The sequence below is a fragment of the Streptomyces sp. NPDC033221 genome (assembly GCF_055577005.1).
In genome coordinates this window covers 47,654-67,411 of record NZ_JBVIQN010000026.1, presented here as the reverse complement: position 1 = coordinate 67,411, position 19,758 = coordinate 47,654, and the positions used below count along the sequence as shown (strand labels likewise).

At 70.0% G+C, this 19,758-nt stretch carries 22 protein-coding genes and 5 tRNA genes; 8 read left to right on the top strand and 19 right to left on the bottom strand.

What is annotated here, in order from left to right:
* Positions 1–68 precede the first annotated feature (68 nt).
* Positions 69–1,070 (bottom strand): NAD(P)H-dependent glycerol-3-phosphate dehydrogenase, encoded by a 1,002-nt coding sequence (locus tag ACZ53K_RS28810; RefSeq protein ID WP_468841985.1) that lies wholly within the window; start codon positions 1,068–1,070, stop codon positions 69–71.
* On the bottom strand, positions 1,067–1,915 hold the full coding sequence (locus ACZ53K_RS28805) for a lysophospholipid acyltransferase family protein (RefSeq protein ID WP_468841982.1): 849 nt from the start codon (positions 1,913–1,915) through the stop codon (positions 1,067–1,069). Before ACZ53K_RS28805 ends, ACZ53K_RS28810 begins: the two co-directional genes overlap by 4 nt.
* A 140-nt stretch (positions 1,916–2,055) precedes the next feature.
* Between ACZ53K_RS28805 and cofC the strand changes: the two genes are divergently transcribed.
* The gene (cofC, locus tag ACZ53K_RS28800) at positions 2,056–2,742 is read left to right on the top strand and encodes a 2-phospho-L-lactate guanylyltransferase (RefSeq protein WP_468841979.1); all 687 of its coding nucleotides are present in this window, start codon (positions 2,056–2,058) and stop codon (positions 2,740–2,742) included.
* 61 nt (positions 2,743–2,803) lie between these two features.
* On the opposite strand, the gene ACZ53K_RS28795 is transcribed toward cofC, so the two are convergent.
* The 5 genes from ACZ53K_RS28795 to leuC form a co-directional block, all read right to left on the bottom strand.
* Positions 2,804–3,025, bottom strand: a complete 222-nt coding sequence (locus ACZ53K_RS28795; protein WP_468841977.1) for a hypothetical protein — start codon at positions 3,023–3,025, stop codon at positions 2,804–2,806.
* Between the two features lie 128 nt (positions 3,026–3,153).
* Positions 3,154–3,867 (bottom strand): HU family DNA-binding protein, encoded by a 714-nt coding sequence (locus ACZ53K_RS28790; protein ID WP_468841974.1) that lies wholly within the window; start codon positions 3,865–3,867, stop codon positions 3,154–3,156.
* Positions 3,868–3,992: 125 nt separating this feature from the next.
* Positions 3,993–4,238 (bottom strand): SCO5555 family protein, encoded by a 246-nt coding sequence (locus ACZ53K_RS28785; RefSeq protein ID WP_468841972.1) that lies wholly within the window; start codon positions 4,236–4,238, stop codon positions 3,993–3,995.
* Positions 4,239–4,373: 135 nt separating this feature from the next.
* Entirely contained in the window at positions 4,374–4,967 is a 594-nt protein-coding gene (gene leuD, locus ACZ53K_RS28780) for a 3-isopropylmalate dehydratase small subunit (protein ID WP_468841969.1), read from the bottom strand.
* 5 nt (positions 4,968–4,972) lie between these two features.
* A complete protein-coding gene (leuC, locus tag ACZ53K_RS28775; RefSeq protein ID WP_468841967.1) occupies positions 4,973–6,403 on the bottom strand; it encodes a 3-isopropylmalate dehydratase large subunit in 1,431 nt (476 codons plus the stop codon).
* A gap of 172 nt (positions 6,404–6,575) precedes the next feature.
* Between leuC and ndgR the strand changes: the two genes are divergently transcribed.
* Positions 6,576–7,292 carry an IclR family transcriptional regulator NdgR gene (ndgR, locus tag ACZ53K_RS28770; RefSeq protein WP_003984709.1) on the top strand — a complete coding sequence of 239 codons (717 nt, stop codon included), beginning with the start codon at positions 6,576–6,578 and terminating at the stop codon, positions 7,290–7,292.
* A gap of 51 nt (positions 7,293–7,343) precedes the next feature.
* On the opposite strand, the gene ACZ53K_RS28765 is transcribed toward ndgR, so the two are convergent.
* On the bottom strand, positions 7,344–7,838 hold the full coding sequence (locus ACZ53K_RS28765; RefSeq protein ID WP_468841965.1) for a DUF4188 domain-containing protein: 495 nt from the start codon (positions 7,836–7,838) through the stop codon (positions 7,344–7,346).
* A gap of 86 nt (positions 7,839–7,924) precedes the next feature.
* Between ACZ53K_RS28765 and ACZ53K_RS28760 the strand changes: the two genes are divergently transcribed.
* Complete coding sequence (locus ACZ53K_RS28760; RefSeq protein ID WP_468841962.1) at positions 7,925–8,575, top strand: MerR family transcriptional regulator; 651 nt, start codon at positions 7,925–7,927, stop codon at positions 8,573–8,575.
* A gap of 74 nt (positions 8,576–8,649) precedes the next feature.
* Here the strand turns inward: ACZ53K_RS28760 and ACZ53K_RS28755 are convergent.
* From ACZ53K_RS28755 to ACZ53K_RS28730, 6 genes are all read right to left on the bottom strand, one after another.
* A tRNA-Glu gene (locus ACZ53K_RS28755) sits at positions 8,650–8,722 on the bottom strand.
* A 37-nt stretch (positions 8,723–8,759) separates the two neighbouring features.
* Positions 8,760–8,831, bottom strand: a tRNA-Gln gene (locus ACZ53K_RS28750).
* Between the two features lie 16 nt (positions 8,832–8,847).
* A tRNA-Glu gene (locus tag ACZ53K_RS28745) sits at positions 8,848–8,920 on the bottom strand.
* Positions 8,921–8,983: 63 nt separating this feature from the next.
* Positions 8,984–9,056, bottom strand: a tRNA-Glu gene (locus ACZ53K_RS28740).
* A gap of 40 nt (positions 9,057–9,096) precedes the next feature.
* A tRNA-Gln gene (locus tag ACZ53K_RS28735) sits at positions 9,097–9,168 on the bottom strand.
* An 87-nt stretch (positions 9,169–9,255) separates the two neighbouring features.
* Entirely contained in the window at positions 9,256–9,981 is a 726-nt protein-coding gene (locus ACZ53K_RS28730) for an HAD family hydrolase (protein ID WP_468841959.1), read from the bottom strand.
* Positions 9,982–10,117: 136 nt separating this feature from the next.
* On the opposite strand from ACZ53K_RS28730, the gene ACZ53K_RS28725 reads away from it, so the two are divergent.
* On the top strand, positions 10,118–10,417 hold the full coding sequence (locus ACZ53K_RS28725; protein WP_468841956.1) for a hypothetical protein: 300 nt from the start codon (positions 10,118–10,120) through the stop codon (positions 10,415–10,417).
* An 88-nt stretch (positions 10,418–10,505) separates the two neighbouring features.
* Here the strand turns inward: ACZ53K_RS28725 and ACZ53K_RS28720 are convergent, their stop codons facing one another.
* The gene (locus tag ACZ53K_RS28720) at positions 10,506–10,679 is read right to left on the bottom strand and encodes a DUF397 domain-containing protein (RefSeq protein WP_468841954.1); all 174 of its coding nucleotides are present in this window, start codon (positions 10,677–10,679) and stop codon (positions 10,506–10,508) included.
* Positions 10,680–10,689: 10 nt separating this feature from the next.
* Entirely contained in the window at positions 10,690–11,547 is an 858-nt protein-coding gene (locus ACZ53K_RS28715) for a helix-turn-helix domain-containing protein (RefSeq protein WP_468842114.1), read from the bottom strand.
* Positions 11,548–11,678: 131 nt separating this feature from the next.
* On the opposite strand from ACZ53K_RS28715, the gene ACZ53K_RS28710 reads away from it, so the two are divergent.
* From ACZ53K_RS28710 to ACZ53K_RS28700, 3 genes are all read left to right on the top strand, one after another.
* The gene (locus ACZ53K_RS28710) at positions 11,679–11,978 is read left to right on the top strand and encodes a hypothetical protein (RefSeq protein ID WP_468841951.1); all 300 of its coding nucleotides are present in this window, start codon (positions 11,679–11,681) and stop codon (positions 11,976–11,978) included.
* A 143-nt stretch (positions 11,979–12,121) separates the two neighbouring features.
* Positions 12,122–12,454: a DUF6247 family protein gene (locus ACZ53K_RS28705; RefSeq protein ID WP_365844805.1), complete on the top strand. Its 333-nt coding sequence runs from the start codon at positions 12,122–12,124 to the stop codon at positions 12,452–12,454.
* Positions 12,455–12,462: 8 nt separating this feature from the next.
* Positions 12,463–12,690 carry a hypothetical protein gene (locus ACZ53K_RS28700; protein WP_468841948.1) on the top strand — a complete coding sequence of 76 codons (228 nt, stop codon included), beginning with the start codon at positions 12,463–12,465 and terminating at the stop codon, positions 12,688–12,690.
* 79 nt (positions 12,691–12,769) lie between these two features.
* Here ACZ53K_RS28700 and gltX read toward each other — a convergent pair whose 3' ends face one another.
* The 3 genes from gltX to ACZ53K_RS28685 form a co-directional block, all read right to left on the bottom strand.
* Entirely contained in the window at positions 12,770–14,248 is a 1,479-nt protein-coding gene (gene gltX, locus ACZ53K_RS28695) for a glutamate--tRNA ligase (RefSeq protein WP_468841945.1), read from the bottom strand.
* Positions 14,241–15,002 carry a fumarylacetoacetate hydrolase family protein gene (locus tag ACZ53K_RS28690; RefSeq protein ID WP_468841943.1) on the bottom strand — a complete coding sequence of 254 codons (762 nt, stop codon included), beginning with the start codon at positions 15,000–15,002 and terminating at the stop codon, positions 14,241–14,243. The genes gltX and ACZ53K_RS28690 overlap by 8 nt, the downstream gene beginning before the upstream one ends.
* An 85-nt stretch (positions 15,003–15,087) precedes the next feature.
* The gene (locus ACZ53K_RS28685) at positions 15,088–15,309 is read right to left on the bottom strand and encodes a hypothetical protein (RefSeq protein WP_468841940.1); all 222 of its coding nucleotides are present in this window, start codon (positions 15,307–15,309) and stop codon (positions 15,088–15,090) included.
* Positions 15,310–15,948: 639 nt separating this feature from the next.
* On the opposite strand from ACZ53K_RS28685, the gene ACZ53K_RS28680 reads away from it, so the two are divergent.
* The gene (locus ACZ53K_RS28680) at positions 15,949–19,749 is read left to right on the top strand and encodes a sensor histidine kinase (protein WP_468841938.1); all 3,801 of its coding nucleotides are present in this window, start codon (positions 15,949–15,951) and stop codon (positions 19,747–19,749) included.
* Positions 19,750–19,758 lie beyond the last annotated feature (9 nt).

Below are 19,758 nucleotides of genomic sequence, written 5' to 3'. Positions count from 1 at the left end.
AGTCGCCGGGGCCCCGCGTGTCACCGCGGGCGGCGCCGGTCCCCGGGGCTGCCCGGCGCGGCCGGGTCTCAGTGCCGTTCGGGCTTGGCGCTGCGCGACATCAGCTCCTTGAGGGCCACCAGCGGCGGTTTGCCCTCGTGGACGATGTCGACGACCGTTTCGGTGATCGGCATGTCGACGCCGTGCCGGCGGGCCAGATCCAGTACCGACTCGCAGGACTTGACGCCCTCCGCGGTCTGCTTGGTGACCGCGATGGTCTCCTCCAGCGTCATCCCGCGGCCGAGGTTGGCGCCGAAGGTGTTGTTGCGGGAGAGCGGCGAGGAGCAGGTGGCGACCAGGTCGCCCATTCCGGCGAGACCGGCGAAGGTGTGCGCGTCGGCGCCCATGGCCAGGCCCAGCCGGGTGGTTTCGGCGAGGCCGCGGGTGATCAGGGAGGCCTTGGCGTTGTCGCCCAGGCCCATGCCGCCGGCCATGCCGACCGCCAGCGCGATGACGTTCTTGACCGCGCCGCCCAGCTCCGCGCCGACCACGTCGGTGTTGGTGTACGGGCGGAAGTAAGGGGTGTGGCAGGCGGCCTGGAGGCGCCGGGCCACCGCCTCGTCCGCGCAGGCCACGACCGCAGCGGCGGGCTGCCGGGTGGCGATCTCCTTGGCGAGGTTGGGGCCGGTCAGCACCGCGACCCGCTCGGCGGGGGCCTTGGCGACCTCTTCGATGACCTCGCTCATCCGCTTGGCGGTGCCCAGTTCGACGCCCTTCATCAGGGAGACCAGGACGGTGTCGGCGGGCAGCAGGGGCGCCCAGGCGGCGAGGTTGTCGCGCAGCGTCTGCGACGGGATGGCCAGGACGGTGAAATCGGCGCCCCGGGCGGCCTCGGCGGGGTCGGTGGTGGCGCGTACGGACTCCGGCAGCTCCGCGTCCGGCAGGTAGTCGGGGTTGGTACGGCCGGTGTTGATGGCGTCGACCAGGCCCGCTCTGCGGCCCCACATCGTCACCTCGCAGCCCGCGTCGCCGAGCACCATCGCGAATGCGGTGCCCCAGGACCCCGTGCCGTAGACGGCGCAGCGCGTCACTTGCCTTCATCCTCCTGTGTTTTTGGTGCCTGGTCGTCCAGTTTCACGCCCTGCTCGTCCAGTTTCCGCGCCCGCTCCCCGGCCGCGTCGGCCGTCTCCTGGCGGGCCTTGCGGTCCCGGTCGCGCCGGGCGGCGACGGCCTTCTTGTGGTCGTACGGCTCGGCCGGCACCGGCTCGTCGCGCACCTCGCCGAGGATCTGCGTGACGGCGGCCATGACCTTGTCGGTCACCGCGCGCAGCACCTCGGCGGTCGGCTCCTTGCCGTAGAACTCGCTGAGGTCGACCGGCGGCCCCGCCTTGACCCGCAGGGTCTTGCGCGGGAAGAGCCGCAGCTTCTTCTCCTTGGCGTACGGCGGCATCACCTCGTTGGCGCCCCACTGCGCCACCGGGATGACCGGTGCCTTGGTGAGCAACGCCACGCGGGCGGCCCCGGTCTTGCCCTGCATGGGCCACATGTCGGGGTCGCGGGTGAGGGTGCCCTCGGGGTAGAAGGCGACGCACTCGCCCTTGTCGATGGCGGCCACGGCGGCGCGGAAGGCCACCGCGGCGTCGGCGGATTCCCGGTAGACCGGGATCTGGCCGGTGCCGCGCATCATCAGGCCGACGAAGCCGCCCTTGAAGAGCCCGGACTTGGCGAGGAATCGCGGGACCCGCCCGGTGTTGTACTGGTAGTGCGCATACGACAGCGGGTCCAGATACGAGTTGTGGTTGACCGCGGTGATAAATCCGCCGTCGGCGGGAATGTGCTCCATTCCCTGCCAGTCCCGCTTGAACAGAACCAGGAGCGGCGGTTTGCAGATGACCGCGGCCAAGCGGTACCAGAAGCCGATTCTGCGGCGGGACACTGGGACACCCTCCTTGTGGGTTCTGCTGAGCTGCTGCGACCCGGCAGCCGCACAAGTGTCGCCCCAGGTACCCGCTATGTCGAGAACACCGTAACCCCGCCGCTCACGGATGGCGGTGACGGCAGGTGACAATGAGGGCGATGCGAAGAGACGGAGTGGACGCGGGCTGGAGCCTGGTCGTACCGCTGAAACCCCTGGTACGGGCGAAGAGCAGGCTGTCCCGGGCGGCGGGGGAAGAGCTCCGGCCCCAGTTGGCACTGGCGTTCGCGCTGGACACCGTGACGGCCGCGCTGGCCTGCGAAGACGTCCTGGATGTGGCGGTTGTCACGGACGATCCGGTCGCCGGGGAGCGGCTGGCGGCCCTCGGAGCGCGCGTCGTGGCGGACCTGCCGGCCCGTGGTCTCAACGCGGCGCTGGCGTACGGAGCGGGCGTGGTGCGGCAACGGCGCGCCACCGCGGCCGTGGCGGCGCTGAACGCGGATCTCCCGGCGTTGCGCCCCGCTGAACTGCGGCGGGTACTGTCGGCGGCCGCCGCTTTTCCCCGGGCATTTCTCGCGGATGCGGCGGAAATCGGGACGACGCTGCTGTGCGCGGCTCCGGGAGTGGAATTGGCACCCGCTTTCGGCGGGCCGTCCCGGGCGCGTCACCGCGAATCAGGGGCGGACGAGATCGTGCTGCCGGGTGTCGAATCCGTACGCCGGGACGTGGACACCGGGGAGGATCTGCGGGCCGCTCTGGCACTGGGCGTGGGGCGGCATACCGCCCGCTGTGTGCCGCGGATACGGGCCCATGGGGTGACGGAAGGCGTCCGTACGTCCGGAGCGTGACGGCAGGCGTCCCGGCGCCCGGAACGTGACGATGAGCGCGTGACGATGAGCCGGAGAACGCTCAGAACGTCTGGAGGGTGACGAGCACGATGCGGCGCCCGTCCGTCTCCTTGCCGCCACCGGCCTCGCCCTCGACGTCGATACGGACCCGCTGACCGGGCCGCAGCAGCCGCAGGCCGCCCGCGTCGAAGGCCGCCGTGTCGAAGGGCAGCGGCGTGCCGTCGTCGAGCAGCACACTGCCGGAACGGGTCTGGGCGTCGTAGGTGTACGCGGTGGCCTGCATGGTGACCAGCCTAGACGGCACACGGCGCACAGGCCGTGCCGCACACCGGGGCGGGCGGTCCGGGACACACCGCGGGCCGGGCTCCCCGAGGGGAGTCCGGCCCGACGCGTGGCGTCGCCGCTGCTGAATTACCGCTTGCGGGCGGTGGTCTTCTTGGCGGTGGTCTTGCGGGCCGTGGTCTTCTTGGCCGGGGCCTTCTTGGCCGTCGCCTTGGTCGCGGGCGCGGTCTTCTTGGCCGTCGCCTTCTTGGCGGTGGCGGTGGCCTTCTTGGCCGGGGTGGCCTTCTTGGCGGTGGCCGTGGTCTTCTTGGCCGCCGACTTCTTCGCCGTGGTGGTGGCCGCCTTCTTCGCCGGCGCCGCCTTCTTGGCGGTGGCCGCCGCCTTCTTCGCCGTGGCGGTGGTCTTCTTCGCCGGCGTGGCCTTCTTGGCGGTGGCCGTGGTCTTCTTCGCGGCCGACTTCTTGGCCGTGGCCTTCTTGGCGGCGGCCTTGGCCGTCGTACGGGTGGAGCCGCCCGAAAGGCTGCCCTTGGGGGCCTTCTTGACGGCCACGTCGTTCTTCGGGAGCTTCTTCGAGCCGCTGACCAGGTCCTTGAAGCCCTGACCGGCGCGGAAACGGGGCACCGAGGTCTTCTTGACCCGGACCCGCTCACCCGTCTGCGGGTTGCGGGCGTAGCGGGCCGGACGGTCCACCTTCTCGAACGAACCGAATCCGGTGACCGATACGCGGTCGCCGGAGACAACTGCACGGACGATTGCGTCCAGTACCGCGTCCACCGCGTCCGCGGCGTTCTGACGGCCGCCGAGCTTGTCGGCAATGGCTTCTACGAGCTGCGCCTTGTTCACGTCTTCCCCTTCGGAGACATTGCTGGAACGAAAGTGTTCAAGCCTTTTCGCACGTTAGGCAGATATATACCGCAAATCAAACACGAAACGGGCTAATCACCCTTGTGCCGCAACGAACTCGACCTTCACGGAGTTCCATCGGCGTGCACGTCTACGGGAAAGCGACCCTCGTCGAGGTCGTTGATGAACCACTCCAGACGCCTTGCCGCGTCCGCCAGATCGTGTTTCGCCGCCGCCGTGATGACGAGCAGCTTCCGGGTCAGCGCCATGCGTACGCCCTCCGGGACTTGCAGTGTCCGCACGCGTGTGTGTGCGTCCTTGAGTCGGTCGGCGACGAGACCGTAGAGCTCGAGTTGGTCGTCGCGTTCCATGCGCTAATTGTGCCATCTGCGGCGAGTTGTCGCTTCACGGGGCCTCAACAGCAGCGTCCACACGCCGATGCGCCCCCTGCCAACTAGCAGAGGGCGCATCGTACGCAATAAGGCTTTGAGCCAAAAAACCCGAGGTCAGACTACTACTGTTTGCGGCTTGAACGACGGCCTGTTCGCCTCGTAGGCGGCGATGGCCTGCTCCTCCCGAAGGGTGAGGCTGATGTCGTCCAGGCCCTCCAGCAGCCGCCAACGCGCGTTCTCGTCCAGCTCGAAACCAGCGGTGATGCCCGGTGCCCGGACCTGCCGGCCGACGAGGTCGACGGTGACCTCCGCGGTGGGGTCCGTCTCGGCGAGCTTCTGCAGCGCTTCGACGGTCTCCTGCGGGAGCACGACGGTCAGCAGTCCGTTCTTCAGCGAGTTGCCCCGGAAGATGTCGGCGAAACGCGAGGAGATGACGGCTTTGAAGCCGAAGTTCTGCAGCGCCCACACCGCGTGCTCACGCGAGGAGCCGGTACCGAAGTCCGGACCGGCCACCAGAACGGTCGCTCCTCGGTACGCCTCCTGGTTCAGCACGAACTGCGGATCCTTGCGCCAGGCCTCGAAGAGCCCGTCCTCGAAGCCGTCGCGGGTGACCTTCTTGAGCCAGTGGGCCGGGATGATCTGGTCGGTGTCGACGTTGCTGCGGCGCAGCGGGACGGCCCGGCCGGTGTGTGTGGTGAAAGCTTCCATCGTTCTCAGACTCCCGCGGGCGTGTGTACGTCGGCGTCGGACAGGTCGGCCGGCGATGCCAGATGGCCGAGAACCGCCGTTGCGGCGGCGACCTGAGGCGAGACCAGGTGGGTGCGGCCGCCCTTGCCCTGCCGTCCCTCGAAATTGCGGTTGGAGGTGGACGCGGAGCGCTCGCCCGGCGCCAGCTGGTCCGGGTTCATGCCCAGGCACATCGAGCAGCCGGCGTGGCGCCACTCGGCACCGGCCTGGGTGAACACCTTGTCGAGGCCCTCCGAGACCGCCTGGAGGGAGACCCGTACCGAGCCCGGCACGACCAGCATCCGTACGCCGTCGGCGACCCGGCGGCCCCTTACGACCTCGGCGGCGGAGCGCAGATCCTCGATCCGCCCATTGGTGCAGGAGCCTACGAAGACGGTGTCCACACGGATGTCACGCAACGGCTGACCCGCCGTCAACCCCATGTATTCCAGGGCCTTTTCGGCGGCGAAGCGCTCCGATGCGTCTTCGTACGAAGCGGGGTCGGGGACGGCCGCCGAAAGCGGCGCACCCTGGCCCGGGTTGGTGCCCCAGGTGACGAACGGGGCCAGCTCGGCGGCGTCGATGACGACCTCGTGGTCGAAGACCGCGTCGTCGTCGGTGCGCAGGGTCTTCCAGTACGCGACGGCGGCGTCCCAGTCGGCACCCCGGGGCGCGTGGTCGCGGCCCTGGAGGTAGGCGAAGGTGGTCTCGTCGGGGGCGATCATGCCGGCCCGGGCGCCCGCCTCGATGGACATGTTGCAGATGGTCATCCGGGACTCCATCGAGAGCTTCTCGATGGCCTCGCCGCGGTACTCGATGACGTAGCCCTGGCCGCCGCCGGTGCCGATCCGGGCGATGACGGCGAGGATCAGGTCTTTGGCGGTGACGCCGTCGGGCAGTTCGCCCTCGACGGTGACGGCCATGGTCCGGAAGGGCGCCATCGGCAGCGTCTGGGTGGCCAGCACGTGCTCGACCTGGCTGGTGCCGATGCCGAAGGCCAGCGCGCCGAAGGCGCCGTGGGTGGAGGTGTGGCTGTCACCGCAGACCACGGTGGTGCCCGGCTGGGTCAGTCCCAACTGCGGTCCCACTACGTGGACGACTCCCTGCTCGACGTCGCCCAGCGGGTGCAGCCGGACGCCGAACTCCGCGCAGTTCTTGCGCAGCGTCTCCAGCTGGGTGCGGGAGACGGGGTCGGCGATGGGCTTGTCGATGTCGAGGGTGGGGGTGTTGTGGTCCTCGGTGGCGATGGTGAGGTCGGTACGCCGCACCGGGCGACCGGCCTTGCGGAGGCCGTCGAACGCCTGCGGGCTGGTCACCTCGTGCAGCAGGTGCAGGTCGATGAAGAGGAGGTCGGGCTCGCCTTCGGCGCGCCGGACGACATGGTCGTCCCAGACCTTCTCCGCGAGTGTCCGTGCCATCGCTTTCCCTCCGGCCGGCCGCATTGCCGGCCCAACTCGACTGTGTGCGCAGCGTCCGTCCCCCGGTTCCGGACGTCGTGCCGGGCCCTGGTCGGGGGCCGCGACTACAGATTGGCGGCTTCCCCGGAAAATTGAACTTGCGTTTCACACTGTGAGACGCGAGTATCGTTGCATGGACAACTCTAGCGGCGTCGGCGTTCTCGACAAGGCAGCTCTGGTACTGAGCGCTCTGGAGTCCGGTCCGGCCACCCTCGCCGGGCTGGTCACGGCGACCGGGCTCGCACGACCCACGGCACACCGGCTGGCCGTGGCACTGGAACACCACCGGATGGTGGCGAGGGACATGCAGGGCCGGTTCATCCTCGGCCCGCGGCTGTCGGAGCTGGCCGCGGCGGCCGGCGAGGACCGCCTGCTGGCCACGGCCGGGCCGGTGCTCACGCACCTTCGCGACGTGACGGGCGAGAGCGCGCAGCTCTACCGGCGCCAGGGCGACATGCGCATCTGCGTGGCCGCGGCGGAACGGCTGTCCGGACTGCGGGACACCGTCCCGGTCGGCTCCACGCTCCCCATGAAGGCCGGCTCGGCCGCCCAGATCCTGATGGCCTGGGAGGAGCCGGAGCGCCTGCACCGCGGCCTCCAGGGCGCCCGCTTCACGGCCACCGCCCTGTCCGGCGTACGGCGCCGGGGCTGGGCGCAGTCGATCGGCGAGCGGGAGCCGGGCGTGGCCTCGGTCTCCGCCCCCGTACGCGGCCCCTCGAACCGCGTGGTCGCCGCCGTCTCGGTCTCCGGACCGATCGAGCGGCTGACCCGCCACCCGGGCCGGATGCACGCCCAGGCGGTCATCGACGCGGCAGCGCGGCTCAGCGAGGCGCTGCGCCGTACCGGCTGACCAGCGAGGACACCGGTCGGCCGGAGCGCCGCAGTACGCCCCCTGTGAGCGTCAGCCGTGCAGCGGCGCGCTCGCGGGCGCGGTCGCCCCATGAGCGCGCCGGCCGGCCGGGGCGACGCCGTACGCGGCACCGAGCCCGGTCGGCGGCACCGTGTTGTAGATCGTGCTGTACGCCCCCGCCGGCACGACGTACGTCTCGTGCCAGATGCCGACTCCCCCCTTGCCGCTCCGCGCGCGGCGGTTGAACGCCGCCCACGCGGGGTGGTGCTCCATGTTCTGCTCCGAGGCGTACGCGTACAGCTTCTCGCGCGACTCCCAGTACTGGATGACGGTGAAGGAGCGCGGCCCGCCGTTCAGCACCCGGAAGCCGAGCAATCCCGCACCCCGCTCGCGCGACAGCTCCTTGAGCATCCGTGGCATCCCGAGCATCACGGGCAGCCAACTACGCACGTCCCGGAACTTGTTGACGTGCATCCCAATCAGGAAGACGACCACCTCCTCGTCGGTGTCCACCACCATGCGCCCCGGCACGACCTTGTCGCTCACGACTGTCCCCCTGCCTCTCCAGGCTTTGGATAGCGACACTATCCATGCTTGGATAGTGTCACTCTCCAAAGAAGGGCGCAAGAGGGATGCGACTGGCGGAACTGAGCGAACGCAGCGGGGTACCCACCGCCACGATCAAGTACTACCTGCGTGAGCGGCTGCTCCCGCCGGGCGAGCGAGTCACCGCCACCACCGCCGAGTACGGCGACGCCCACCTGCGCCGGCTACGCCTGGTGAGGGCGCTGGTCCAGGTCGGCAAGATGCCGGTGGCCACCGCCCGCGAGGTGCTGGCCGCGATCGAGGACGAGACTCTGGACCACCACATGCGCCTCGGCGCGGCTGTGTGGGCCCTGCCGCACGCCCCCGGTCCCACGGAGGAGACCGTGGAGACCACGGCGGCACACGGGACAGCGGACGAGCTGCTGCACCGCCTGGGCTGGCAGCACGGGCTGGAGACGGGGGCGGCCTCCCCCGCGTACGAAATGCTGGTGAACGCCTTGGCCGCGCTCGCCCGGCTCGGCTACCCGCACGCCGTCGAGAACGTTCTGCCGTACGCCCGGCTCGCGGGCGAACTGGCCGTCGCCGACCTGGATTTGGTGGAGCAGTTCGAGACGCCCGCCGAGCAGGTGGAGGCCGCGGTGGCGCTGACCGTACTGCTCGAACCGGTACTGCTGAGCCTGCGGCGGCTCGCGGAGGCGGAAGAGTCGCACCGCCGGTACCGGGGCGGCGCCTCATGACGAAGGGCCCCGGGATGCGGGGCCCGTTTCATGCGAAGAGGCCCTCCCCAACCGGGAAGGGCCTCTTCGTCGCGTACCCCCGACCGGATTCGAACCGGCGCTACCGCCTTGAGAGGGCGGCGTGCTAGGCCGCTACACAACGGGGGCTTGCACTGCAGAACCGCAGTTGACCTGCGATTTCGCGCTGGGCTACCAGGACTCGAACCTAGACTAAATGAACCAGAATCACTCGTGCTGCCAATTACACCATAGCCCATGGTGGTTTAGACCAGTACCCCCGACCGGATTCGAACCGGCGCTACCGCCTTGAGAGGGCGGCGTGCTAGGCCGCTACACAACGGGGGCCCTAGCGATCCTTGCGTCGTCACATCCGGGAGCGACCCGAAGATGACGGTGAGAAAGGATCTGTACCCCCGACCGGATTCGAACCGGCGCTACCGCCTTGAGAGGGCGGCGTGCTAGGCCGCTACACAACGGGGGCCTGATACTGCATGATCAAGAGACCTTCAGAAGATCTCTTGCTGGGCTACCAGGACTCGAACCTAGACTAACTGAACCAGAATCAGTCGTGCTGCCAATTACACCATAGCCCACCAGAACGCAACCCCTGACCGGAGTTTTGTTCGGCTCGCGCTCCCCGGCCCGGCCTTTCGGCCCGCCCGGGCGGCGCAGAAAGAACATTACCCGAAGGTGGACGACGCTCCAAAACCGATAAGGCCCCGCACCAGCCCGGGCAGCTCGGCGAGCCCGCCGACCCGCGTCACCCCGTCCGGCACCTCACCCTCCGCACCGCCCCGGTCCACCCACACCGCGCCCAGCCCGGCATCCCGAGCACCAATGGCGTCCACATCCACCCTGTCCCCCACATAGACAACCCGCTCCGGCGCCAGCCCCATGGCGTCACAGGCCGCCAGAAACGCCTCCGCCGCCGGCTTCGCGTGCCCCAGCTCGTCGGCGCACAGCACCACCTCGAAGTGCTCACGAATACCCAGCGCCCGCAGCTTGCGGTCCTGATTGGCGACGGAAGAGTTCGACAGCACACCCTGCCGGGCCACCGGAGCAAGATCCTTAAGAGCCTGCGCGGCATCCGGAAAGAGCGTCCAGGCGGCCTCGTAGAGCGCGACATACCTCCCGAACCAGGCATCGGCCTCGGCGTCACTCAGCACCGTCCCGAGGAAGGTCCGCGCCCGCTCCCGACGATGCTCCAGGAAACCCACCTCCCCGGCGAGGAAGCGCGCGAAGGCGACCTCCATACACTTCCGCCACCGCCCAAGCGCACACTCGGCGTCCGCATACCGCCCGAGCAGCCCCTCGGCCTCCATATGCCGAAGCGCTCCCGCGCGGTCGGAGCCGGTGTAGTCGAAGAGGGTGTCGTCCACGTCCCAGAGGACGGCCTCGATGGTCATGAAACCGACGGTACCCGGGCGGGCCACGCGAGTGCCCGAGTTTTTTGCCCTGCGCACGTCAAGGCCGTGGCATGCTGTCGCCCTGCCGGGGCGCTCTTCACGCCCCGTCCGGAATCCAACGGGGAGTGATCGACCAGTGATCGACATGAAGCGTGCCGCCGTGGTGGGGCTGGCCGTGGCCGGCCTGGGAATCGACAGCCTGGTGACCGCCGCACCGGCGTCCGCGAACGGCACGGCGCCCGAGTGCGTGAAGCGCAACGTCTTCACCGTGGTGGGCCGCTACCGGGAGGCGCGCGTGCAGAACAACTGCGGCAAGACGATGCGTGTCCGCGTGGTCGGCTCGTTCGGCCCGTTCGACTGCCACACCTTGAAGAACGGCGCCAGCTACCGCCACCACAGCGAGCGGGGCAAGTACAAGCGCGTCGAGGTCTGCTGAGGCGCGCTCGCGCGCCGAAGGTGACGTGGGGTCCGGCTCGCCGGGCCCCACGCGCGTGCTCGGCGACCGCGTACGGTGAGCACGCGCCTTACCCCTTGATCACGGCCAGGAACGCGGCCAGGCCGTCGCGGGTGACCGCGAGAATGACCTCCGGAGCGTCGCTCTCCCTGAGACGGAGGGTGCCGTCGGGGGCGGCAGCGATGTTCACGCAATTCACCGCCGCGTTGCTGTACGAGGACTTCTGCCACTGGTAGTCGTGCATCTCCGGGGCCTCACAGACTCTTCGCGATCTTGTGGATGAAGTTGCGGCTCTCAGCGGGATCGAGTGCACACCGACTCATGCGGTCCAGCACTTCCCGGTAACGGGCGAGCTGGTCCTCCACGTGGAGGATCTCCAGGCCGTGGTCGGTGTCCAGCAGGACGGTGTCCAGCTGAGGTACGGACCCACACACATAGGTGATCGGCTGGCCGCCCGCTGCGGGAAAATCCGCCCGCCCGAACGGAATGACCTGGATCGTGATGTGCTCGTACTCGCCCATGTCCATGAGATGCCGAAGCTGTGCGCGCACGACGTCCGTCCCGCCGATCCCCATCCGCAGGGCGGCTTCGTGGATGATCGCGGCGTAGGGCAACGGAGGTTCCCCGTGCAGGACGCCCTGGCGCCTGACGCGGAACGCAGTGCGGTGTTCGATCTCGAATGGGCGCAGCGCAGGCACGTTCTGGCTGTACGCGGCACGGACATGTTCGGCGGACTGCAGGAGACCGGGCATCGCCACGAGCACGGCCACCCGCACTGCTGTGGCTTCGTGTTCGAACTCGGCGACCTCGACCAGCGCCGCGGGCAACAACTCACGGTATTCGTCCCACCAGCCGCGCGTACGGCCGCCGGTCATCGCGGCCAGTGCCTGGACGAGGGCATCGTCCGAGCATTCATAGAGCCGGGCCAGCGCCCTGACACGGTCCGCACTGACCGCGTAGCTGCCTGCCTCGATATTGCTGATGCGTGATTGCGGGGCACCGAACAGCTCCCCGGCACGCGTTGCGGACAGGTCTGCGTGCTCCCGGAGACGGCGCAGCTCAGCCCCGAGCCGACGCTGTTTGACCGTCGGCGGAACCTTGGCACGGACCAATACCTTCTGCCTTTCACTCACAGGAGTGGTAGCGGTACGGAATCCAACCAACCGATGGTCTGCATACCAGCAACCGCCCTAGTCTCCTCACCAACAGCTCCGCAACTCCGCCCACAGCCAGGAGACTTCACATGGCCACCGTATCCCCACCCCCACCGCTCCCCGACCCGCCCGACGGTTTCACCCGGGAGATCCAAGACCTTGTCGACGCCAGCGCGCCCCGTCTCTTCGCCGTCGCCGAGGAGTACGCCGTCGGCGGGTTTCGGGACGCGCAGGTTGCCGCCTGGGGACTCGTCTACGAGGACGGGAGTGCGGACGTCGCCGCCGTGGGCGGCGGATTTCGCATGTCTGTCACGGGCCCGGACCGCGCGGCCCGGTTCATCTCGTTGCGACCGGGCAGCCTCGGCAGTGTCATCTGGCCGAGGGCATGAGGGCCCGACCGAACGGACCGATTCGACCGTCGCCGGTCACGATCCGTCCGTCGGGGCACGGAAGCCCGGATTTCCTGGATGTGTGCCCCACCGCCGCCTACCGTGGGTCCCGCCCTGCCTACACGTACCGGAGGTCGCCGGCCATGGACAGAGAAATCGAAGTGGACCGGAACGCCTGCGAGCGGACTCCGGACGCCATTCGTACGGCGTTGCAGCGGCGCCCGGACTGGCTGCAGTACTTCGAGCAGGACTGGCTCAGCGCGGCGGCGGAGTTCGACCGTGCGGAGCTGGACCGGGTGGTCGACAAGTGGTTCCCCTTCGCGTGCGCGTGCGCGACGCCCGGCTATCTGGATCAGGTGGAGCAGATGGCCAAGCGCCTGGCGGAGGGGGACACGGAAGGCATGGTCTTCCGGGACGCCGAGGGCAACGCGTACGACGCCGAGAACAATCCGATCGACGTCGGCAGGTGTCCATGACCGCTTACGTGATCAGGTACGCAGACCGTGCCGCGCGGTGCAAGGCGGCCCTGAGCGCCGCGCAACGGGCTTCCTTGGAGGAGCTGGAGAAACAGCTCAGCCTGAATCCGTTCGGCGCGCCCGCCAAGAGCCATCGGGACAACAGCTGGTCGGCCACGTTCGAGGGCGGCTTCATCCAGTACGTGGTGTCCAACACGCACGTCGCGATCAACGTCATCGATCTCGTGGCCGCGTGATCCGGCCCTGACACGCCGAAGGGACGACCACCGGAACCCGGTGGCCGCCCCTTCGCCGTACGACGTGGAAGCCGCGCGGTTACGCGCCCAGCTTCGCCAGTGCCGCGTCGATGCGGGCCAGGGTCCGCTCCTTGCCCAGGATCTCCAGGGACTCGAAGAGCGGCAGGCCGACGGTGCGGCCGGTGACCGCGACGCGGACGGGGGCCTGGGCCTTGCCGAGTTTGAGGCCGTGGGCCTCGCCGGCGGCCAGGACGGCCTCCTTGAGGGAGTCGGGGCTGGACCAGTCGGCGCCGGACAGCTTTTCGCGGGCGGTGGTGAGGAGGGCCACCGGGTCGCCCTTCATCGCCTTGGTCCAGGACGCCTCGTCTTCGACCGGCTCCTTGCGGAAGAGGAAGTCGACGTTGGCGGTGATGTCGGAGAGGACCGTGAGGCGGGTCTGCGCGTGCGGCGCGATGGCCTGCCAGGCGGTCTCGTCGAAGTCGGCCGGGTCCCAGTTGGCGTGGGGGGCCTGCAGCCAGGGGCGGCAGGCCTCGGCGAAGGCCTTCGGGTCCAGGCGGCGGATGTGGTCGGCGTTGATCGCCTCGGCCTTCTTCAGGTCGAAGCGGGCCGGGTTGGCGTTGACGTCGGCGATGTCGAAGGCCGCGACCATCTCGTCGATGGAGAAGACGTCCTGGTCGGCGGAGAAGGACCAGCCGAGGAGGGAGAGGTAGTTGAGGAGGCCCTCGGGGAGGAAGCCGCGCTCGCGGTAGAGGTTGAGGGATGCCTGCGGGTCGCGCTTGGAGAGCTTTTTGTTGCCCTCGCCCATGACGTACGGGAGGTGGCCGAAGAGGGGGACGTACTTGGCGATGCCCAGGTCGATCAGGGCCTTGTAAAGGGCCACCTGGCGGGGGGTGGAGGAGAGCAGGTCCTCGCCGCGCAGGACGTGGGTGATCTCCATCAGGGCGTCGTCGACCGGGTTGACGAGCGTGTAGAGGGGGGCACCGTTGGCGCGGAGGATGCCGTAGTCCGGGACGTTCTCCGGGGTGAAGGTCAGTTCGCCGCGGACCAGGTCCGTGAAGGTGATCGGCTCGTCCGGCATCCGGAAGCGGACGATCGGCTCGCGGCCCTCGGCCTCGTACGCGGTGATCTCGTCGGCCGTCAGGGCGCGGCACGTACCGTCGTAACCCGAGGGCTTGCCGGCGGCGCGGGCGGCCTCGCGGCGGGCGTCCAGCTCGGCGGTGGAGCAGTAGCACTTGTACGCGTGGCCGGCGTCCAGCAGCTTCTGCGCGATCTCCTTGTAGAGGTCCATGCGCTGCGACTGGCGGTACGGCTCATGGGGGCCGCCGATCTCGGGGCCCTCGTCCCAGTCCAGGCCCAGCCAGCGCATCGAGTCGAGCAGCTGGTTGTAGGACTCCTCGGAGTCGCGGGCCGCGTCGGTGTCCTCGATGCGGAAGACCATGGTGCCCCGGGTGTGCCGGGCGAAGGCCCAGTTGAACAGGGCGGTGCGGACCAGGCCCACGTGGGGGTTGCCGGTCGGGGAGGGACAGAAACGGACGCGGACGGGGGTCGCGTTAGCCACGCTTGATCACCTTGTTGGTGAGAGTGCCGATGCCTTCGATGTGGACGGCGACCTCGTCGCCGTCCTGGAGGGGGCCGACCCCGGCTGGGGTGCCCGTGAGGACGACGTCGCCGGGGAGCAGCGTCATCGCCTCGGTGATGTGCACGATCAGGTCCTCGACGGAGCGGACCATCTCGCTGGTGCGGCCGAGCTGGCGCTGTTCGCCGTTGACGGTGCACATGATCGTCAGGTCACTGGGGTCCAGCTCCGTCTCGACCCAGGGGCCGAGCGGGCAGGAGGTGTCGAAGCCCTTGGCCCGTGCCCACTGCGCCTCGCGCTTTTGCACGTCGCGCGCGGTGATGTCGTTGGCGCAGGTGTAGCCGAGGATGACGTCCTTGACGCGCTCGCGGGGGACCTCGCGGCACATGCGGCCGATGACGACGGCGAGCTCGGCCTCGTGGTGCACCTCCTGTGAGAAGGAGGGGTACAGGACGGGGTCACCGGGGCCGACCACCGAGGTGGAGGGCTTGAAGAAGGTGACCGGCACGTCCGGGACCTCGTTGCCCAGCTCGCGCGCGTGTTCGGCGTAGTTGCGGCCGACCGCGACGACCTTGTTGGGAAGGACCGGCGGCAGCAGGCGGACCTTGTCGAGGGGGACCTTGTGACCCGAGCGCTCGAATTCCGCGAAGGGATGTCCCTTGATGACGTCGATGTCGTCGCCGTCGAGGACGCCGAAGCCGACGTTGCCGTCGATGGAGAATCTGGCGATGCGCACGGGTTGCCGCTGCCCCTCATTGATCACTGGCCGGAGTTGACACTCCAGGCTATCGCGGGGCCGCGGCCGGCCCGCTTCCCCTTGGTTATACGGCCGCGTCCGCGGCGCCGGCCTGCGCGGGAACGGTCTGCGGCGCGGGGGCGTCCATCAGGACCGTGCGGCGGGGGTTGGCGGTCTGGGTGGGCAGCTCGACGGCGTGCTCCGGTGCCTCGGCCGCGGCGCCCTGCAGGTCGTCGGCGTCCTTGAGGTGCGCGAGGGTGGTGCGGCGCGGGTTGGCTATGTTCCGGAACATCATCGTGGTCTTCACTGCTGGTGCCTCGCGTAAGGACGTCGGGAGACAAGGCCGCCTCCGGCGTGCGCGGGGTTACGGCCTTGTCGTTTCGGGCAACTGTGTAAAGCGTCAGGCTATGCGCGCTATTCCCCACGCGGCTTCGGGAAAGTCGACCGGGTGGCTGTGAGTTTGCTCACGAAGTGTGTGACAAATGCCGCATTTCTCATGATCAACATCCAGGGGCGAAACGGACATTGCTGGATTGAAGCCCATGTTCCGCTCCCGATCACCGCACCTGGGACAGGGGGCACACGTGAGCGACTCGCGGGCATAAGTCCGTTATCAACTGCGTCACCCTCTACCCGTTGTGACGTGTTCCGTACATTGCGTCATGCTTGTCACGGCCGACGGCACCGCCCTTGTTGGAGATCCGGCACTGTGCTGGAATTCCACGGACCGCCGCGGATTTCAGCCGGACGGCGCGCAGGGGGCGCAGCGAAGCGCCGCGCGGTGGTGCCGCTCTCTCGGCCAGAGAGGGCAGCTCGCCGGTCACTCACGACCGCCAAACGGGGGCCGCGGTCCCCTACGACTCGACAACCGTCCCGCCGTTCACGCGGGGGGACGCCTGGTCCAGAGGTTGCGACGCTAGTGCAGGGACGTTTCAAGAGGGATGGCATGGGGTCTCCCCAGGCCCGCCAGGGCCAAGGGGAAGCTGCGGCGGACCCGGAGCTGCGCGGCGGGAGCGACCGCGCCTCCTCGCCCCAGCATGGCCCGGGCACCGGTCCGACGGCCGGAGGTGACTCCGCCGACGGCGCCACGCCCAAGCCGTCGAAGGGCGCCAAGGAGCCGAGCGGCCCCGGCGCCCGAATAGCCATGCGCAACTGGCGCATCAGCACCCGCCTGGTCTCCCTGCTGGCGCTCCCCGTCATCGCCGCGACCACGCTGGGCGGTCTGCGTATCTCCTACTCGATGGAGAACATCGAGCAGCTGGACAAGATGCAGCTGCTCACCGAGATGACGCGGCAGGCCACCGAGCTGGCCGACGCGCTCCAGGTCGAGCGGGACAAGTCGGCGGGCCCGATCGCCGGCACCGGCAACGTCAAGGACGACGCCAGCGTCGTCGCCCCGCGTGAGGCGACCGACCGGGCCAAGCAGGCGTTCAACAAGGCCACCGGTGACGTCCAGCGCGACGACCCGACGATGGCCGGTGTGCAGGCGACCCTGCTGGACATCGGGCGTCAGCTCAACACCCTCAACGAGATCCGCAACAACGCGTACAAGGACGGCGACAACGCCGCCCGTACGGTCAGCAGCTACAACCAGCTGATCACCTCGCTGCTCGCGCTGTCCCAGGATATGGCGCAGGCGACCAGCAACCCGGAGATGATCCGCAGCACCCGCGCGCTGGCGGCGTTCTCCTCCGCCAAGGAATACGCGTCGATGCAGCGCGCGCTGGTCAGTGCCGGCCTCGCGCACAAGGGCGGCCCTCAGCTGTCCTCCAACGACCGGCTGGCCGGCCGTACCGCCGAGGACAACGAGAAGGCGGCCCGCGACCGCTTCTCGCAGATCTTCACCGGCGCCACCGACCTCACCAAGGGTCTGGACGGCAACAACGACGACATCAAGGCGGCCGTCGCCTTCGCGCACCGGGCGTTCGCCAGCGACGGCGGCATCCACAGCGAGGACTACAAGTACCTCGACTGGTACGACACGGACACCGTCAAGATCGACGAGATGGGCCGTATCGAGAGCTCGCTGCTCTCGCAGATGGAGCAGAAGTCGCGTGAACTGCGCAACGACGCGACGCAGGAAGCGATCCTCAACGGTGCGCTGATCCTGCTCGTCCTCGGCATCTCGCTGGTCGGCGCGTTCGTCGTCTCCCGGTCCATGGTGCGCTCGCTGCGCCGGCTGCAGGACACCGCGCAGAAGGTCTCCCAGGAGCGGCTGCCCGAGCTGGTCAAGCAGCTGTCCGAGACGGACCCGCAGGACGTGGACACCTCCGTGGAGTCCGTCGGCGTGCACAGCCGGGACGAGATCGGCAAGGTGGCCGCGGCCTTCGACGACGTGCACCGCGAAGCCGTCCGGCTGGCGTCCGAGCAGGCACTGCTGCGAGGCAACGTCAACGCGATGTTCACCAACCTCTCGCGCCGCAGCCAGGGCCTCATCCAGCGTCAGCTCTCGCTCATCTCCGAACTGGAGTCCCGCGAGGCCGACCCGGACCAGCTGTCCTCGCTGTTCAAGCTGGACCACCTCGCGACCCGTATGCGCCGTAACGGTGAGAACCTCCTCGTCCTCGCGGGCGAGGAGCCGGGCCGCCGCTGGACGCGCCCGGTGCCGCTGGTCGACGTGCTGCGTGCCGCCGCGTCCGAGGTGGAGCAGTACGAGCGCATCGAACTGAGCGCCGTACCGCAGACCGAGGTCGCCGGCCGCGTCGTCAACGACCTCGTGCACCTGCTCGCCGAGCTGCTGGAGAACGCCACGTCGTTCTCCTCCCCGCAGACCAAGGTCAAGGTGACCGGTCACGCGCTGCCCGACGGCCGCGTGCTGGTCGAGATCCACGACACCGGCATCGGCCTGTCGCCGGAGGACCTGTCCGCGATCAACGAGCGGCTGGCCAGCCCCCCGACGGTGGACGTCTCGGTCTCCCGCCGCATGGGTCTGTTCGTGGTCGGCCGCCTGTCGCTGCGGCACGGCATCCGGATCCAGCTGCGGCCGTCCGACTCGGGCGGTACGACGGCGCTGGTCATGCTGCCGGTCGATGTGGCGCAGGGCGGCAAGAAGCCGCAGCCGGGCGGCAAGGGCGGGCCGGGCGCCGGACCCGTCGACAGCGCCCCGAGCATCCCGAACACTCCGAACGCCTCCGCCAACCGCCTCGCCGGCCTGCAGCCGCGCGGCCAGGTCGGCGCGGGCGGCGCGCGTCCGGCGCTGCCGGGCCGCGGCGGTCCGGGCGGCCAGGGCGGACCGGGTGCCGGTGCGTTCGGCGCGCCGGGTGGCCGTACGGGCAACGCGCCCACCGGCCCCGCGAAGAGCAGCCCGGGTGCGGGCGGCCGGCAGGACGGCGGACGTCCGGCGCTGCCGACGCGTGGCGCGCCGGCCGGTACGAACGCGGGCGCCAACGCAGGCGCAGGCGCCGGTGCCGGTGACACCTCGCAGATGCCGACGGTCGCACCCCCGACGGGCGCGCCCCGCCGCGACGAGCGCCCGCAGCTTCCGCAGCGCGGTGCGGCCGGCGAGCTGACCGGCGGCGCGGACGCCGCCGGCGGTCCGTCGCAGCCCGGCACCACGAGCTGGGGTGCCCGCCGTGAGCGCGGCGCCTCGGACGACTGGCCGATGACGCCCCGCCAGGCGCAGGACCAGCCGCGCGGCCACGAGGAGCCGGAGACCACCGGCACCTTCGCCGCTCCGGCGCCCGGCGGCCCCGGTGACACTGCGGAGTTCGCCCGTCCCGACTTCGACGCCCCGCCGCCCGGCGCGGACCGCGCCCGTGCGGACCGCGGCCCGGGTGACACCGGCGAGTTCGCGCAGCCGAACGCCTTCGGTGGCGGCGCGCCGCAGCACGGCGACCGGACCACCGGTCAGTACGAGCTGCCCGCCGACCTGCGCGGCGAGCCGTCGCAGGGCCCCGGCGACACCGGGCAGTTCGCCCGCCCGGGCACCGAACGCGACGGCTTCGGCGAGTACGCCGACACCCGGTACGAGAACAATGGCTACGCCCCGAACGCGGGCAGTGTCTTCGAGGGCGGCAACGCCTTCGGCGGCGCGCCGCAGCAGGGCGCCGGCACCACCGGCGAGTTCGCGCTCCCCGCCGACCTGCAGAACGGGTCGCCGCAGGGCACCGGCGAGTTCGAGCTGCCCGTACAGGACCGGCAGCGCCAGGACGGCGGCTCCGGTGACCTGCTGGGCGGCGGTTCGCCGGCCGGCCCCGGTGACGGCCGTACGCCGATCTTCGACACGATCGAGTCGAACTGGTTCAGCCACCCGGCGTCCGGCGCGGCCTCCGTTCCGGAGCAGACAGCGGACGAGCCCCCGGCCCCGTCGGCGGAGCGCTCCGAGGCGCCGCCGCTGCCGCGCCGCGAGCCCGGTGCCGCCACGGGCGGCGCGTCCGGCGCTGCGTCCGGCCCGGGCCTCCTGAGCGGCGCCGCCGCCGACGACCGTGCGCAGGCCCAGCAGGGCCAGTGGCGCGCCTCCCCCAACGACGAGCGCTGGCGGCAGGCGGAGCAGATCCGCCAGCCCGCCGCCGGCGGCGTCACCACCTCCGGACTGCCCCGCCGGGTGCCGCGCGCCAATCTGGTCGCCGGCACCGCGCAGCAGCAGTCCCACCAGACGGGTCCGCAGGTCTCGCGTGCGCCCGACGACGTGCGCGGCCGTCTGACCAATCTTCGTCGGGGTATCCAGCAAGGCCGTTACCGGGCCGAGGAGAACGCCTCCACCGGCAACCACGGCATTGTCGACCCCACTCACCAGCAGGAGCGTTAGTTGAGTCCG

Coding starts and splice junctions, on each gene's coding strand:
- ACZ53K_RS28785 (WP_468841972.1), bottom strand. CDS start 4,238: ATGGAACGCGACGACCAACTCGAGCTCTACGGTCTCGTCGCCGACCGA.
- ndgR (WP_003984709.1), top strand. CDS start 6,576: ATGGACAACTCTAGCGGCGTCGGCGTTCTCGACAAGGCAGCTCTGGTA.
- leuC (WP_468841967.1), bottom strand. CDS start 6,403: ATGGCACGGACACTCGCGGAGAAGGTCTGGGACGACCATGTCGTCCGG.
- ACZ53K_RS28680 (WP_468841938.1), top strand. CDS start 15,949: ATGGGGTCTCCCCAGGCCCGCCAGGGCCAAGGGGAAGCTGCGGCGGAC.
- leuD (WP_468841969.1), bottom strand. CDS start 4,967: ATGGAAGCTTTCACCACACACACCGGCCGGGCCGTCCCGCTGCGCCGC.
- ACZ53K_RS28730 (WP_468841959.1), bottom strand. CDS start 9,981: ATGACCATCGAGGCCGTCCTCTGGGACGTGGACGACACCCTCTTCGAC.
- ACZ53K_RS28705 (WP_365844805.1), top strand. CDS start 12,122: ATGGACAGAGAAATCGAAGTGGACCGGAACGCCTGCGAGCGGACTCCG.
- ACZ53K_RS28710 (WP_468841951.1), top strand. CDS start 11,679: ATGGCCACCGTATCCCCACCCCCACCGCTCCCCGACCCGCCCGACGGT.
- ACZ53K_RS28760 (WP_468841962.1), top strand. CDS start 7,925: ATGCGACTGGCGGAACTGAGCGAACGCAGCGGGGTACCCACCGCCACG.
- ACZ53K_RS28720 (WP_468841954.1), bottom strand. CDS start 10,679: ATGCACGACTACCAGTGGCAGAAGTCCTCGTACAGCAACGCGGCGGTG.
- cofC (WP_468841979.1), top strand. CDS start 2,056: ATGCGAAGAGACGGAGTGGACGCGGGCTGGAGCCTGGTCGTACCGCTG.
- ACZ53K_RS28795 (WP_468841977.1), bottom strand. CDS start 3,025: ATGCAGGCCACCGCGTACACCTACGACGCCCAGACCCGTTCCGGCAGT.